12 protein-coding genes are annotated in these 14,651 nt (G+C 71.9%); 6 read left to right on the top strand and 6 right to left on the bottom strand.

The window, feature by feature from the left end:
- The first annotated feature begins 27 nt into the window (after positions 1 to 27).
- From H9623_RS14805 to H9623_RS14785, 5 genes are all read left to right on the top strand, one after another.
- On the top strand, positions 28 to 1,464 hold the full coding sequence (locus H9623_RS14805) for a sugar porter family MFS transporter (protein WP_193720802.1): 1,437 nt from the start codon (positions 28 to 30) through the stop codon (positions 1,462 to 1,464).
- A gap of 80 nt (positions 1,465 to 1,544) precedes the next feature.
- Positions 1,545 to 1,847 (top strand): antibiotic biosynthesis monooxygenase, encoded by a 303-nt coding sequence (locus H9623_RS14800; RefSeq protein WP_193720801.1) that lies wholly within the window; start codon positions 1,545 to 1,547, stop codon positions 1,845 to 1,847.
- 58 nt (positions 1,848 to 1,905) lie between these two features.
- Complete coding sequence (locus H9623_RS14795; RefSeq protein WP_193720800.1) at positions 1,906 to 2,466, top strand: DinB family protein; 561 nt, start codon at positions 1,906 to 1,908, stop codon at positions 2,464 to 2,466.
- Positions 2,467 to 2,537: 71 nt separating this feature from the next.
- Positions 2,538 to 3,536, top strand: a complete 999-nt coding sequence (locus H9623_RS14790; RefSeq protein ID WP_193720799.1) for a hypothetical protein — start codon at positions 2,538 to 2,540, stop codon at positions 3,534 to 3,536.
- 572 nt (positions 3,537 to 4,108) lie between these two features.
- Entirely contained in the window at positions 4,109 to 5,227 is a 1,119-nt protein-coding gene (locus H9623_RS14785; RefSeq protein WP_193720798.1) for a pirin family protein, read from the top strand.
- 47 nt (positions 5,228 to 5,274) lie between these two features.
- Here the strand turns inward: H9623_RS14785 and H9623_RS14780 are convergent, their stop codons facing one another.
- The 5 genes from H9623_RS14780 to H9623_RS14760 form a co-directional block, all read right to left on the bottom strand.
- Positions 5,275 to 6,459 carry an ATP-binding protein gene (locus tag H9623_RS14780; protein WP_193720797.1) on the bottom strand — a complete coding sequence of 395 codons (1,185 nt, stop codon included), beginning with the start codon at positions 6,457 to 6,459 and terminating at the stop codon, positions 5,275 to 5,277.
- A gap of 126 nt (positions 6,460 to 6,585) precedes the next feature.
- A complete protein-coding gene (gene narI / locus H9623_RS14775) occupies positions 6,586 to 7,347 on the bottom strand; it encodes a respiratory nitrate reductase subunit gamma (RefSeq protein ID WP_193720796.1) in 762 nt (253 codons plus the stop codon).
- Positions 7,344 to 8,093 carry a nitrate reductase molybdenum cofactor assembly chaperone gene (narJ, locus tag H9623_RS14770; protein ID WP_193720795.1) on the bottom strand — a complete coding sequence of 250 codons (750 nt, stop codon included), beginning with the start codon at positions 8,091 to 8,093 and terminating at the stop codon, positions 7,344 to 7,346. Before narJ ends, narI begins: the two co-directional genes overlap by 4 nt.
- Positions 8,093 to 9,793 (bottom strand): nitrate reductase subunit beta, encoded by a 1,701-nt coding sequence (gene narH / locus H9623_RS14765; RefSeq protein ID WP_193720794.1) that lies wholly within the window; start codon positions 9,791 to 9,793, stop codon positions 8,093 to 8,095. The genes narJ and narH overlap by 1 nt, the downstream gene beginning before the upstream one ends.
- Positions 9,793 to 13,722, bottom strand: coding sequence for a nitrate reductase subunit alpha (locus H9623_RS14760; RefSeq protein ID WP_193720793.1), 3,930 nt, complete (start codon positions 13,720 to 13,722; stop codon positions 9,793 to 9,795). Before H9623_RS14760 ends, narH begins: the two co-directional genes overlap by 1 nt.
- Positions 13,723 to 13,852: 130 nt before the next feature.
- Here H9623_RS14760 and H9623_RS14755 point away from each other — a divergent pair, with 130 nt between their 5' ends.
- Positions 13,853 to 14,383, top strand: coding sequence for a MogA/MoaB family molybdenum cofactor biosynthesis protein (locus H9623_RS14755; RefSeq protein WP_193720792.1), 531 nt, complete (start codon positions 13,853 to 13,855; stop codon positions 14,381 to 14,383).
- Positions 14,384 to 14,414: 31 nt separating this feature from the next.
- On the opposite strand, the gene H9623_RS14750 is transcribed toward H9623_RS14755, so the two are convergent.
- Positions 14,415 to 14,651 (bottom strand): MoaD/ThiS family protein, encoded by a 237-nt coding sequence (locus H9623_RS14750; protein WP_193720791.1) that lies wholly within the window; start codon positions 14,649 to 14,651, stop codon positions 14,415 to 14,417.

The raw sequence follows: 14,651 nt of genomic DNA, 5'->3' as shown, positions 1-14,651 counted from the left end.
GCACGCGCGCGTGGCAGTGTCGTACGCATGAGTCCTGAACCTGGTCCCGAGGAGCGCCCCCGCGTCCCCGGCCGTGTCCTCCTCGCGTGCCTCGCGGCGGCCCTCGGCGGGCTGCTGTTCGGGTTCGACACCTCGGTCGTGAACTCGGCGGTCGGCGCGCTCAGCGAGCACTTCGAGCTGGGCGCGAGCCTGCGGGGCGTGGTGGCGTCGCTGTCCCTCCTGGGGTGCGCGGTGGGGGCCTGGTTCGCGGGGTCGGTCTCGGAGCGCCTGGGGCGGGTGCGCGTCATGCTGCTCTCGGCGTCGTTGTTCGGGGTGTGCGCGGTGGCTGCCGCGTTCGCGCCGTCGGTCGTGGTGCTGCTGCCCGTGCGGTTCCTCGCGGGCGTCGGGATCGGCGCCGCGTCGGTCATGGCACCCGCGTACATCGCCGAGATCGCGCCGCCGCGCTCGCGCGGGCGACTGGGCGGGCTGCAGCAGCTCTTCATCACGATCGGGATCTTCGTGGCCCTCGCCGTGGGCCTCGCGATGTCCCGCGCGGCCGGAGGGGCGGCGAACGACCTGTGGGCGGGCATCCCCGCGTGGCGCTGGATATTCCTGGCCGAGCTGGTTCCCGCGGCCCTCTACGGCCTCGCGACGCTGCGACTGCCCGAGTCCCCGCGCTACCTCGTGGCCCAGGGGCGGGAGGTCGAGGCGCAGCGCGTCCTGCAGGGGTTCTCGGGGCTCGGGGACCACGAGGTCGACCAGGAGGTCGACCGCATCCGCACGTCGGTCGGGACGCACACGAGGAGCTCGCTCCGGGACCTGCGGGGCAGCGCCCTGGGGCTGCGGCCCATCGTGTGGATCGGCCTGGGCGTCGCGGCGCTCATCCAGCTCAGCGGCATCAACGCGGTGTTCGTCTACTCGACGTCGCTGTGGGAGTCGGTGGGGTTCACCGAGTCCGAGGCACTGACCATGTCCCTGGTGACGGCCGCGGTCAACATCGCGGTCACGGTCGTCGCGATCGGGCTCGCGGACCGGTTCGGGCGCCGTCCCATGCTCGCGGCAGGCTCGGTGGGCATGGCGGTGTCCCTCGCGGTGACGGCGTTCGCGTTCGGCCACGCGACGACGTCGGCCTCGGGCGAGCTGGTCTTCCCGCTGGCCTGGGCCATGACCGCCCTCGTCGCGGTCAACCTCATGGTGGTGTCGTTCGGCCTCACGTGGGGGCCGCTCGGGTGGGTGCTGCTCGGTGAGATGTTCCCGCCGGTGATGCGGGCGACGGCGCTCGCGGTCGCCACGGCCGTCCAGTGGTTCGTGAACTACGCGGTGACGCGGTCCTTCCCGGTGGTCAGCGAGGCCTGGGGGCTGCCTGCGACGTACGGGACGTTCGCCGCGATCTCGGCCTTCGCGGTGTTCTTCGTGCTCCGGTTCCTCCCGGAGACCAAGGGGCGTTCGCTCGACCAGATGGGCGACGGCGCCAGGGCGACCTGAGACATCACCCTGTCGTCCTCTTCCCAGGGGTCGGCACCGACTCGTAGCGTGGAGGCTGAACTGAGCCCTGGGGAGGACCGATGTTCACGCAGGTCGTCGTGCACCGTCCACGCCCCGAGCACCGCGGGGCGACGCTCGCGTACCTCCAGCAGGCCGTCCTGACGGCACGCTCGGTCGAGGGGATCATCCAGGCCGTCGCGTGGACGGAGGGTGACGGCGAGCGGCTCGTCCTCACCACGATCTGGGAGTCGGCCGAGGCGTTCACCACGGGCGAGGACGCGCTGTTCGACCTGTTCCAGGGCGTGCCGTTCGAGGAGTGGATGCTCGAGCCCCTCGACGTCCTCCTCCTCGACGAGATCCCGCAGCCCGGCCCGGAGGAGTGAGGTCCACGAACCGGTCGGGGGCTTTCGCGGTGCGCCGCGGGGTCCTAGCATCCGGTGCATGACGACACCCCCGCAGGTCCCGGCCGGTTCGTCCGGCATCACGCCCGACACCAAGGACTGGACCTGGGTCCTGGACCGTCCCTGCCCCGAGTGCGGCTTCGTGTCGGGCACGGTCGACCCGGACCAGGTGGGGCCGGCCGTGCGCGCGACGATCCCGCGCTGGCAGGAGGTCCTCGCGCGTCCGGACGTCGCGGTGCGTCCTGACGAGCACACGTGGTCCCCGCTCGAGTACGCGGCGCACGTGCGCGACGTGTTCGGCATCTTCGACGTGCGGCTGGCGTCGATGGTCGAGGGCGACGACCCGCTGTTCGCGAACTGGGACCAGGACGCGGCGGCGCTCGCGGGCGACTACGAGCACCAGGACCCGCAGGTCCTCGCACGGGAGGTCGCGATCGCGGGCGACCGGGTCGCGGGCCGGTTCGACGCCGTCGGGCCCGACGACTGGGAGCGACCCGGGCGCCGGTCCAACGGTTCGGTCTTCACGGTGCGCACGCTCGGCCGGTACTTCCTGCACGACGTCGTCCACCACCTGCACGACGTCGGCGCCCCCACCTCCTGACGCCCGCAGCCGACCCACGCCCGTAACCTCCCGGCATCCTGGGCGGTCCTCGCGGCGTCTAGCGTCACGTCATGACGCTTCCTGCGACGGGGTGGGTCCCCGACATGTACAGCAGCGACCACCTGCTCGCGCTGCCGCGCTCACGGGGCGTGGTGCGGCCGGGGATCGAGGCGCTCGCGCGGGCCTGGTTCCCGGAGGCGGGCTGGGTGAGCGAGCCGACGAGCGGTCCGGCCGAGCGCCCCATGGCGGGGGCCCGGTTCCGCGGCGTCGTGCCCGACGACGTCCGTCGCCCCGGGGTGCTCCGGCTCACGGAGGGCGTCGAGGTCGTCGGGCCGTTCGGGGTCCAGCCGCCCGGTGCGGCAGGCCTGGGCCTGGCGTCCGCGGTCGCCGAGGTGTGGGCGGTCCGGGTCGGGCACCGGTCGCGGGGGCCCGCCACGGGGCCTCTCGAGGACCGGGACGGGCTCGGTCGGGTCTTCGCGGCGGGCCTGCCCGACGACCTGGAGCTCCGGGCGGTGCGGTGGGCGGTCGCCGCCGCGCGCAAGGTCGGTGGCAGCGTGGTGGCCGACGGGGTCAGCGTGCTGACGCCCGACCCGGCGCAGGGGGTGGACCTGACGTTGTACAGCGCGCACGCGCTCGTGCCGGAGGCGGCCCTGGGGGTGCTGCGGACCTTCGTCCCGGGTGCGCAGGTGACCGAGGTCGAGGAGCGTGCGGACCACCTGGTCGACTTCGTGCTGGTCGGCCAGACGCCGTACGACGGCGCGGTCCAGGTCGTGGTGCAGAAGGTGCGCGAGGTGCCCGCGGCGCTCGCCGCGCTCGACTGGCGCGAGTACGGTCCGTTCGCCTACCGGCTCCGGTGGCTCCCGACCGATCCGTACGAGCTGGAGGTCGAGGAGCCGTCGGGGCTGCACCTCATGGCCCGGACCCGTGCGCGGGCTCTGCTGGCGCGGCTCGCGGCCGTGCTCCAGGGGCGGGTCCAGGGGGTCCTGGTGGACGACGGGAGCTTCGAGGTGTCGGCTGCGGAGGTCGAGGAACGCATCGCAGCGGAGAGCTCGGCGAGGTTCTGGGTGTGAACGACCCACAGAGTTATCCACAGATTCTGTGCACAAGCCTGTGGGTAAGCGCGGCAGTGCGGCGTTCCCGTTGTGGATGAACCTGTGGTGAACGCGCCCCGAGAAAAAGGGTCCGTCGACCTCTTGCCGGGGTGGCCCGTGCAGGACTAGAAACGTCACTATCGGCTTCGACGGGAACGGCGGCAGCAGCCCCCAACGACGCCCTCCCGCACGGGAGGACGGACCGGCAAGGACGCTGGAACCACACCTTGAGAGCCCCAGGCCGACCGGAGAACGGTGAGACGTCCCGCGGGTGGCAACACCCCGGGCTGCGGGTGACGACGCAGGTCTCGACCGGAACCGGAGAGCCGATCGTGAGAGGCGCCTTCCAGGAGAACAGGGCGAGCACCAGCTCGTCGTGGGGGAGGCGCCGAGCCGCGACGTCGACGCGGCGCCCGGTCGGACCGTTCCCGGTCCGGCCACCCAGGGCACACGGTCATCAGCGAGGCTCCCGGCCCCCGCCGGGAGCCTCGCCGAGTCTGCGGACCCCTCGGTGGCGGGCCTCCGGCCGCGGGCGAGCCTAGGCTCGTCCCATGAGCAACCTCGAGACCCGGCCCCGCGAAGAGGTGTGCGCCGCAGGGAGCCACGCGACGCCGTCGGGCGTGGACGGCGTCCCCGGTGACCGCACCCCCGTCGAGATCCTCGACCACCGCCAGGTCCCGCTCGGCGGGACCCGCGCCATGGACGTGCGCCGCACGCTCCCGCAGCGCGCCCGCTCGCTCGTGGGGGCCTGGTGCTTCCTGGACCACTACGGGCCCGACGACGTCTCGACCTCCGACGGCATGCAGGTGCCCCCGCACCCGCACACGGGCCTGCAGACGGTGAGCTGGCTGTTCGAGGGCGAGATCCTGCACCGCGACTCGGTCGGGTCGCTGCAGACGGTGCGGCCGGGCGAGCTGAACCTCATGACGGCCGGACGGGGCATCTCGCACTCGGAGGAGTCGCCCGCGGGCGTGCGGCCGCCCCTGCTGCACGGCGTGCAGCTCTGGGTCGCGCTGCCGGGGGACCGGCTCGGCGACGAGCCGTTCTTCGAGCACCACGGTGACCTGCCGGTGTGGGCCGGGCCGGGAGGCGAGCGGGTCCAGGTGCTCGTGGGGTCGCTGAGCGTGGGGGGCGCCGCGCTGCGGTCCGCAGCCACCGCGTTCACGCCCCTGGTCGGGGCGCAGGTGGACCTGCCTGCGGGCGCGTCGGTCGAGCTCGCGGTGGACCCGGGGTTCGAGCACGCACTGCTGGTCGACACGGGTGCCGCGTCGTTCGAGGGGGTGCCCGTGCCGGTCGCGTCGCTCGGGTACGTCGAGCCCGGGCGCTCGGTGCTGACGGTGTCGGCGGGGGCCTCGCCCGTGCGGGCCGTGCTGATCGGCGGCGAGCCGTTCGCCGAGGAGATCGTCATGTGGTGGAACTTCGTGGGGCGCTCGCACGACGACGTCGCGGCCGCCCGCGCGGACTGGATGGCGCAGGTCGAGGTCAGTGCGGCTGCCCAGGAGGACGAGGCGGCCGCTGCCCCGGTCCCCGTGCCCGGGGACGGCGGCACGCGCTACGCCCCGGGAGCGTCGGGCTGTCGGTTCGGGGAGGTCGTGGGGTACGACGGCGGCCCGCTGCCCGCACCGGTGCTGCCGGACGTGCGGCTCAAGCCGCGCAGACGGCCGGCCTAGCCATGGCGCCGAGGCGTGGCAGACGGCTCGAACGGGTGCCGGGGAAGTCAGACCTCGTCCGCGTGGCGCCGGATGAAGTCAGCCATGAGGGGGACGGTGAAGTCGAGGATGCCTCGGTCAGGTGAGTAGATCAGCCCCTTCTTGATGAGCTCGTCACGGAAGACGCTCAGGTCGGCGGGCTTCTTCTTGCCCATCCGGGATACCAGGTCGGGCAGTGCGCTGGGGCCCGGGTCTTCGGCCATGGCGGCCATGAGCTGCTTCTGCTTCGGCGTGGCACGCTCCCACCGTGAGGCGAAGAGGCTTCGGTCGAGCTCGCCGGTGCCCAAGGTGATCGCGACCTCGGCATCGATCAGCTGGATGGGGGATTCGGCCGCGCACTGCCAGACCTGATCTCCGTAGACCTGGAGGAAGTAGGGGTAGCCGCGAGCCGATTCGAGCAGCCGCGTGAGCGCCTCCGGTAGGAATGCGACATTGGCTGCCGCTGCAGGTCCGGACAGAGCCTCTTGTGCCTCTGCCGGGCTCAAGCGGTCGATGTTGCGGTAGTCGAACTGCCTCTCAGCATACGAGCGCGCCTCGGCCAGGACTGCGGGTACGACCGGAAGGCCCGCCCCGAAGACGTAGAACGGCCAGTCGTTCTGAGCAGCCCGGTGCTGGGCTGCCAGGAGGGCAGTGAGCGTCGCGGAGTCGAGGTCCTGAATCTCATCGACAAAGAGGGCCATCCCGATGTTCGCCTCGCGGAGGGCCGGGACGACGTCAGCCACCAGGTCCTCAAGATCCATCTCGATGTTCCCGGAGTCAGCACGTCCGAAAGCCCTGATGGTGAGGTCACCGCTGACCGGCCCGACGCCTGCCTTGATGGAGAAGGACTCGATCGTGCTCAGGGCTTCCTTGACCTTGTCGGTGGCCCTGGCGCGCCATGTGCGGACGCTACGAGCGCCTGCGGTGAGCTCGCGCGCGAGTCGGGCGCGCGACTGCTCTGCTCCCTGACGATCCTGCTTGGCCTCGATCATCGCGGTGAGCCAACCATGGCCTTCGGCCCGGCGTCGCATCTCGTTGAGCAGCACTGTCTTTCCGACGCCCCGAAGCCCATAGAGCATCAGACTGCGGCCTGTGAGACCGTTCTGCGTGCGACGCATCAGAAGGTCTGCGGCATCGAGCTCGGAAGTCCTCCCCACCAAGGCAGGCGGAGTACGACCCGCACCTGGAGTGTAGGGATTGCTGGAAGCGTCCATGTCTCAGAGTGTCTCACGGTCTATAAGGAGTTTCCTTAGATGGCCTGATAGTTCCTGAGAATGAGTCGGGGCTCGTCACGTCCGGCCCAGGTGTCCTCGGTCACGCAGGGCCGACGCCGCAGCCCCCTACCGCTTCGACCCCGGCCTCTCCGACGGGTCCCACCCCGGCCGCGGCTCGCGGGACGCGACGGACGCGTCGCGTGACCGGTACACGATGTAGGGCCGGAAGATGTACGGCACGGGCGCCGAGAACGCGTGCACGAGCCGCGTGAAGGGCCACAGGATGAACAGCAGGTTGGCCGCGACGATGTGCAGCTGGAACGCGGCGGGCACGCCTTCCATGAGTGCCGGCTGCGGCTGGAAGTACCAGAGGGAACGGAACCAGGGCGAGATGGTCTCGCGGTAGTTGTAGCCGTGGTTCTCGGCGAGGAGCTGGGTGTCGACCGTGGCCCACGCCCCCAGCAGGATCGACGCGGCGAGGAACACGTACATGACCTTGTCCATGCGCGTCGTCGCGAGGAACACGGGACCGGTCTTGCGCCGCCGGTAGATGAGGATGAGCAGCCCGGCGACGAGCGCGACGGCAGCGAGCGAGCCCATGTACGTCGCGACGAAGTGGTACGCGTTCTCGTCGATGCCCACGGCCTGCGTCCAGGTCTCGGGGATCACGAGCCCCAGGACGTGCCCCAGGATGACGAACAGCAGCCCGAAGTGGAACAGGGGCGACCCGAACCGGAGCAGGTTCTTCTCGTAGAGCTCGCTCGACCGGGTGGTCCAGCCGAACTTGTCGTAGCGGTACCGCCACACGGACCCGACGACGAACACGGCGAACGTCACGTAGGGGAAGACGACCCACAGCAGGATGTCTCCCGTGCTCGCTCCGGTCATCGGCGCACCTCCTCAGGCGGCGCCCCGGCGGGCGCGAACGGTTCGAGCGGGCCCATCGCGGTGAGCCCGACCATCTCGGTCGGCGGACCGGACGTCACGAGCTCGAGGTAGCGGCGCTCGGTCTCGGCGTCGAGCGGGGGCAGGGTCAGGCACACGGCCTCGACGACGAGCGCGTACGGGCTCGGCAGCGCGGCGAGCGCCGAGCGCAGGACCTCGATGCCCTGGCGGTGCGAGCCGAGCAAGCCTGCGGCGATCCGTTCCTCGTCGCGCGTGGTCGCGCGCGCGGAGAACTCGAGGGCCATGGGCAGGTAGTCGGGCAGCTCCTCGCCGTCGACCTCCCAGCCGGCGGCCCGGTAGGCCTGCACGAACCGCACGAGCGCCATGCCGCGCTTCCGGGTGTCGCCGGCGGCGTAGTACGACAGGTACATCGAGCACTTGCGCTTGAGGTCGAACGTCGCGACGTAGCGCGCCTCGAGCGCGGCGGGCTCACCGGCCTCGAGGTCGTCGAGGAACGCCTCGAGCCGCGTCTGCACGGCGTCGGGAAGCTGCCCGACGACGCCGCGCACCTCGCGCGCCGCGGCGAGCGTCGCGGCGTCGGGGTAGTCGAGCAGGAGCGAGGCGGCCATGTGCGTGGTGCGTCGTTGCGCGGGCGTGGCCCGGACCGGGGCGAGGGGCTCCAGGCGGGGCGAGCGCGCCGTCGGGCGGGGCAGGAACGTCGTCGTCGAGGACGTGCGGAACAGGCCCATCAGCCCACCGCCGGGGCGTCGTCGTCGGAGGGACCTCCGGCGGGGTCGTCCGGTGAGCCCGGCGGGAACAGGCCCGCGGGCCGCCCGTTGCCGTCCCAGTTGAGGAGGTTGACGCGCCCGGACGTCGACGGCCCGTTGGGCGAGTCGGCCGTCTGGCGGGCCTGGAGCACGTGGAAGTTCTCGACAGCGACCGGGGTGGGCGTCCCGCTCGACGAGCCGAACGGCCCCGCGCCGCCCATGCCGCCCATGCCGGGGCCGCCGTCGAAGTCGAGCGAGCAGCTGATCTCCTCGAGCTCGCGCGCGATCTCCTGGTGCGCGGTCGGGATGACGTAGCGGTCCTCGTACTTGGCGATCGCGAGCAGCCGGTACATCTCCTGGATCTCGGTGCCCGTCATGCCGACCGCGCGCGCGACGGCCTCGTTGGGCTCGTCGCCCAGGTTGATGTCCCGCATGTAGGTGCGCATCGCGGCCAGGCGGCGCAGGGTGCGCTCGACCGGGACGGTGTCCCCGGCGGTGAACAGCCCCGCGAGGTACTCGAGCGGGATGCGGAGCTTGGAGATCGCCGCGAACAGGGTCCGCGGGTCCTCGCCGTCGTTGCCCGACGAGCCGACCACGTCGACCACGGGGGACAGCGGCGGGATGTACCAGACCATGGGCATGGTGCGGTACTCGGGGTGCAGGGGCAGGGCCACACGGTACTTCTGGATGAGCGCCCAGATGGGCGACGCCTGTGCGGCCGTGATCCAGTCCTCGGGGATGCCCTCGGCGCGGGCGCCCTCGATGACCGCGGGGTCGTGCGGGTCGAGGAACACCGAGCGCTGCGACTCGAGGAGCTCGTGCTCGTCCTCCACGGCGGCCGCCTCGGTCACGCGGTCGGCGTCGTACAGGACCAGGCCCAGGTAGCGCAGGCGGCCCACGCACGTCTCGGAGCAGACCGTGGGCAGGCCGACCTCGAGCCGCGGGTAGCACAGCGTGCACTTCTCGGCCTTGCCGGTCTTGTGGTTGAAGTAGACCTTCTTGTACGGGCAGCCCGTGACGCACATGCGCCAGCCGCGGCACTGGTCCTGGTCCACCAGGACGATCCCGTCCTCGGCCCGCTTGTACATGGCCCCCGACGGGCACGACGCGACGCACGCCGGGTTGAGGCAGTGCTCGCAGATGCGCGGCAGGTAGAACATGAACGTCTGCTCGAACTCCGAGGCCACGTGCTCGCTCATGTGCTGCAGGATCGGGTCGTCCTGCATGGTCTCCTTGGACCCGCCCAGGTCGTCGTCCCAGTTGGCCGACCACTCGATCTTCATGTCCTCGCCCGTGAGCAAGGACTTGGGCTTGGCGACCGGGGTGTGCGGGCCCTGCGGGGCCGAGAGCAGCATGTCGTACTCGTACGTCCACGGCTCGTAGTACTCGTGGATCGAGGGGAGCTTGGGGTTGGAGAAGATCGTCGCGAGCTTCTTGGCCCGCCCGCCCGCGCGCAGCTTGAGCTTGCCCCGCTTGGTGCGGACCCAGCCGCCCTGCCACTTCTCCTGGTCCTGGTAGGTGCGCGGGTACCCGAGCCCGGGCCGTGTCTCGACGTTGTTGAACCACACGTACTCGACGCCCGTACGGTTCGTCCACGCCTGCTTGCACGTCACCGAGCACGTGTGGCACCCGATGCACTTGTCGAGGTTCATGACCATCGACATCTGAGCCATCACGCGCATCAGTACGTCACCTCCTGCGAACGACGACGGATCGTGGTGACCTCGTCGCGCTGGTTGCCCGTGGGGCCCAGGTAGTTGAACGCGAAGGCGAGCTGCGCGTAGCCCCCGACGAGGTGGCTCGGTTTGAGCAGCACCCGGGTCAACGAGTTGTGGATGCCGCCGCGCAGCCCGGACGTCTCGGCGAGCGGGACGTCGATCGTGCGGTCGGTCGCGTGGTGCATGTAGACCGTGCCCTCGGGCATGCGGTGCGAGACCACGGCCCGGGCCACGACGACGCCGTTGCGGTTGTACGCCTCGATCCACTCGTTGTCGCGCACCCCGATCTTGTCGGCGTCGCGCGGGGACATCCACACGTTCGGGCCGCCGCGCGACAGCGACAGCATGAACAGGTTGTCCTGGTACTCGGAGTGGATGGACCACTTGGAGTGCGGGGTCAGGTAGCGCACCGCGACCTCGGCCTGGCCCTGCGAGCCGGGGTAGCCGCTCGGGGAGCGGTCGCCCAGCGGCGGCGAGTCGGGGAAGAGCCGGTGCATGTCGAGCGGCGGCCGGAAGACCGGCATCTGCTCGCCGAGCTCGGCCATCCAGTCGTGGTCCAGGAAGAAGTGCTGGCGCCCCGTCAGGGTGTGCCACGGCTTGAGCCGCTCGACGTTGATCGCGAAGGCCGTGTAGCGGCGGCCCCCGTGCTCCGAGCCGGACCACTCGGGAGAGGTGATGACCGTCGTCGGGCGGGACTGGACGTCGGGGAAGGTGACGCGCTTGCCCTGCTCGTCGCGCGCGAGGTCCGCGAGCTCGACCCCCGTGCGCTTCTCGACGTGCTCGAAGCCCTGGACCGCGAGGCGGCCGTTCGTGGTGCCGGACAGCGCGAGGATCATCTCGCACGCGTGCGTGTCCTTGTCGAGCCGCGGGCGGCCCGCCGCGGGGCCGGACGGCACGAGCCCGTTCTTCTGCCCCAGGACCCGCACCTCCTCGCCCGGCGAGAACTGCACGCCCTTGGTGACCATGCCGAGCTTCTCGGTGAGGGGGCCGAGCGAGGCCATGCGGTCGGCGAACGCCGGGTAGTCGCGCTCGACCACGACCAGCTTGGGCATGGTCACGCCCGGGACCAGGGGCCGCGACGCGGACCCGGCTCCCGAGTCGACGATCGTGCCGTGCGGCACCGACATCGCGTCGGGGGTGTCGTGCAGCAGGGGCGCGGCCACGAGGTCCTTGCGCACGCCCAGGTGCTCGACCGAGTACTCGCTGATCCTGCGCGCGATCGTGTGGAAGATGTCGAAGTCCGTGCGGGTCTGCCAGGGCGGGCTGATCGCGGGGTTGAACGAGTGCACGAACGGGTGCATGTCCGTCGAGGACAGGTCGTGCTTCTCGTACCAGGTGGCCGCGGGCAGCACGACGTCCGAGAACAGCGTGGTGCTCGTCATGCGGAAGTCGAGCGTCGTGAGCAGGTCGAGCTTGCCGCGCGGGGCCTCCTCGGGCCACTCGATCGAGCGCGGCCTGCGCGCGGGGGCCGACTCGTCCGCGAGCACCGCGGCGTCCGTCCCCAGCAGGTGCTTGAGGAAGTACTCGTTCCCCTTGCCGGAGGACCCCAGGATGTTGGCCCGCCACACCGTGACGCAGCGCGGGAAGTTCTCGGGGGCGTCGGGGGCCTCGACCGCGAACCGCAGGGCGCCGCTGCGCAGCTCGTCGACCACGTAGTCCGCGGGGGCGACCCCGGCCGCCTCGGCCTGGTCCACGAGGTCGAGCGGGTTGCGGTCGAACGTCGGGTAGCTGGGCATCCAGCCGCGCTGCGCGGACTCGACCAGGCAGTCGGCCGTGGTCCGACCCGCGAACATGCCCGAGCCCAACGGGGTCGCGAGCGCGTCGGCCGGGAGCCCGTCGTAGCGCCACTGGTCCGTGGCGACGTACCAGAACGCCGTGCCGATCATCTGCCGCGGGGGCCGCGACCAGTCCAGGCCGCCCGCGTACTGGGCCCATCCCGTGATCGGGCGGCACTTCTCCTGCCCGACGTAGTGCGCCCACCCGCCGCCGTTGACGCCCTGGCAGCCCGTCATGGTCGTCAGCGCCAGCATGGCCCGGTAGATCGTGTCGGCGTGGAACCAGTGGTTGGCCCCCGCGCCCATGATGATCATCGAGCGTCCGCCGGACTTCTCGGCGTTGTCCGCGAACTCGCGCCCGATCCGCGCCGCCGCAGCTGCGGGGACGCCCGTGAACTGCTCCTGCCACGCGGGGGTCCCGGGGGAGTCGGCGTCGTCGTAGCCCGTGGGCCAGTCGCCGGGCAGGTCCAGGTCCTCACGGTTGACGCCGTAGCGTGCGAGCAGCAGGTCGAACACCGTCGTGACCAGGTGCCCGCCGACACGCCGGACGGGCACGCCGCGCGTGACCGAGCCCGCGCCACCGGTGTGCCGGCCCGTCTCGCCCTGCTCGGGGTCGGGCGAGAGGTCGAAGCGCGGCAGGTCCACGCGCGCGGTCTCGACCCCGGCGCCCCGGCCCGACGGCGCAGCCCCCGTCAACGGGTCGGGCCCCGCGCCCGCCGGCCCGTCCGCGGTCGACAGCAGCGGCACCACGCCCTCCAGGTCGAGGTTCCACTTCCCCTCGTCGGCCTCGCCGAACCGGTGGCCCAGGGTGCCGTTCGGGATCACGGGGGAGCCGTCGGCGTCGAGCAGGACGGGCTTGAAGGCCGCGTTCGCGGCGCCCGCGGCCCCCGGCAGGACGTCGTCGGCGAGGTCCGCCGCGGTGAGGAACTTGCCCGGGACGTAGGTGACGTCCTCCGTGAGGTGCGCCCCGGCGTCGGTCCCCGGCAGAGCCGACGCCGGGCTCGGCGTGAGCGTCACGAGGAACGGCGAGTCCGTGTACTTCCTCAGGTAGTCCACGAAGGGCGCGGTGCGACGTTCCACGTGAAACTCCCGGAGGATCACGTGCCCCATCGCGAGCGCGAGCGCCCCGTCCGTGCCGGGGTGCACCGCGAGCCACTCGTCGGCGAACTTGGTGTTGTCCGCGTAGTCGGGCGAGACCACGATCACCTTCTGGCCGCGGTAGCGCGCCTCGGCCATGAAGTGCGCGTCGGGCGTGCGGGTCACGGGGATGTTCGAGCCCCACATGATGCAGTACGAGGAGTTCCACCAGTCCGCGGACTCGGGCACGTCGGTCTGGTCGCCGAACACCTGCGGGGACGCGACCGGGAGGTCCGCGTACCAGTCGTAGAACGACAGCATCGCGCCGCCCAGCATCGAGATGAACCGGGCCCCGACCCCGTGCGAGACCATCGACATGGCCGGGATGGGCGAGAATCCCGCGATGCGGTCCGGGCCGTACGTCTTGATCGTGTGCACGTGGGCCGCCGCGACGATCTCCGCGGCCTCCTCCCACGACGCCCGCACCAGGCCGCCCTTGCCCCGCGCCTGCTTGTACGCGCGCGCCGTCTCCGGGTCGCCCGTGACCTCGGCCCACGCCAGCACCGGGTCGCCCGTGCGGGCCTTCGCGTCGCGGTACGCCCGCAGCAGCACTCCCCGCACGTACGGGTAGCGGACCCGCGTCGGGGAGTACGTGTACCAGCTGAACGCCGCCCCGCGCGGACAGCCTCGCGGCTCGTACTCGGGGGAGTCCGGGCCGACCGACGGGTAGTCCGTCTGCTGCGTCTCCCACGTGATGATGCCGTCCTTGACGTACACCTTCCACGAGCACGACCCCGTGCAGTTCACGCCGTGCGTCGAGCGCACCACCTTGTCGTGCGACCACCGGTCCCGGTAGAAGACGTCCCCGTCGCGGCCCCCCTGCAGGAAGAGCTGGCGCAGGTCCGGCGAGACCTCCCCGCGTCGCAGGTGCTTGCCGAGCCGCAGGAGGGCGTCCTCACCCCCGCCGCCGGGGGACTCAGGGTGTGGGGCGCCCTCGGCGCGGGCGTCGGTGCCCGGGCCTGGGACGGTGGACTGCGACATGTGACCTCCTGGGGCGAGCAGGACCGTGCGTGATCGTTCGTCTGTCTCGCAGTATGCCCACGTCCCGGGAGGTTCTGCCTGGCGAGGAGGCCACGTCGCCCGGTGCGCCGCGATTGTCTACGGTGCTCCCATGACCTCGTTCGACGGCCCCCACGCGGGCTTCCCCCTCGCCCAGCTCCCGGTCACGGTCGTCACGGTCTCCGACCGCGGCTCGCGCGGCGAGTCGACCGACCGGTCGGGCCCGCTCCTGGTCTCCTTCCTGGAGACCGCCGGGTTCGAGCGCATCACGGCGCGTCTGGTGCCCGACGGCGTCGACTCCGTCCGCGACGCCCTCACCTCCGCGCTGGGGGACGGGGCACGGCTCGTCCTCACGACGGGCGGCACGGGCATCGGCCCGCGCGACCTCACGCCCGAGGGCACTGCCGAGGTCGTGGACCAGGAGCTGCCGGGCGTCGCGGAGGCGATCCGGCGACGGGGCGCGACCGTGGTGCCGAGCGCAGTGCTCTCCCGGGGCGTCGTGGGGACGGCCCCGGCAGCACGGGGGCAGCGGGCGTTCGTGGTCAACCTGCCGGGTTCGCCCGGTGGGGTGCGGGACGGCTGGGCCGTGCTCGAGCCGCTGCTGCCGCACGTGTTCTCGCAGCTCGCGGGCGGGGACCACTGAGCCCTCGCGGGGCCCCGGAGAGCGGGGGCCGTCAGCCGCCCGCGAAGGGGGGCAGCACGTCGACCTGCTGGTCGTCCGCGAGCGCTACCCCGTGGTCCGCGGTCCGCACGCCGCCCACGAGCACCGAGCAGCGCGGCAGCACGTCGGCGAGCGCGGGGTGGCGTGCGGTCATGGCCGCGAAGAGCTCCCCGACCGAGGCCCCCGGGAGGGACTCGGCCTCGAGGCCGGCGGCCTCGGCGGCACCGGCGAAGTAGCGGACCTGCGGCAC

This window comes from Oerskovia douganii (genome assembly GCF_015142735.1).
In the GTDB taxonomy this organism is placed as follows: Bacteria; Actinomycetota; Actinomycetes; order Actinomycetales; family Cellulomonadaceae; genus Oerskovia; species Oerskovia douganii.
The sequence above is the reverse complement of the archived record's forward strand: the minus strand, read 5'-3'. Positions and strand labels throughout refer to the sequence as shown.

What these genes read in the sequence shown, in the direction of transcription:
- narH (WP_193720794.1), bottom strand. Translation starts at nt 9,793, where the DNA reads ATGCGCGTGATGGCTCAGATGTCGATGGTCATGAACCTCGACAAGTGC.
- H9623_RS14805 (WP_193720802.1), top strand. Translation starts at nt 28, where the DNA reads ATGAGTCCTGAACCTGGTCCCGAGGAGCGCCCCCGCGTCCCCGGCCGT.
- H9623_RS14755 (WP_193720792.1), top strand. Translation starts at nt 13,853, where the DNA reads ATGACCTCGTTCGACGGCCCCCACGCGGGCTTCCCCCTCGCCCAGCTC.
- H9623_RS14785 (WP_193720798.1), top strand. Translation starts at nt 4,109, where the DNA reads ATGAGCAACCTCGAGACCCGGCCCCGCGAAGAGGTGTGCGCCGCAGGG.
- H9623_RS14790 (WP_193720799.1), top strand. Translation starts at nt 2,538, where the DNA reads ATGACGCTTCCTGCGACGGGGTGGGTCCCCGACATGTACAGCAGCGAC.
- H9623_RS14795 (WP_193720800.1), top strand. Translation starts at nt 1,906, where the DNA reads ATGACGACACCCCCGCAGGTCCCGGCCGGTTCGTCCGGCATCACGCCC.
- narI (WP_193720796.1), bottom strand. Translation starts at nt 7,347, where the DNA reads ATGACCGGAGCGAGCACGGGAGACATCCTGCTGTGGGTCGTCTTCCCC.
- narJ (WP_193720795.1), bottom strand. Translation starts at nt 8,093, where the DNA reads ATGGGCCTGTTCCGCACGTCCTCGACGACGACGTTCCTGCCCCGCCCG.
- H9623_RS14800 (WP_193720801.1), top strand. Translation starts at nt 1,545, where the DNA reads ATGTTCACGCAGGTCGTCGTGCACCGTCCACGCCCCGAGCACCGCGGG.
- H9623_RS14780 (WP_193720797.1), bottom strand. Translation starts at nt 6,459, where the DNA reads ATGGACGCTTCCAGCAATCCCTACACTCCAGGTGCGGGTCGTACTCCG.
- H9623_RS14760 (WP_193720793.1), bottom strand. Translation starts at nt 13,722, where the DNA reads ATGTCGCAGTCCACCGTCCCAGGCCCGGGCACCGACGCCCGCGCCGAG.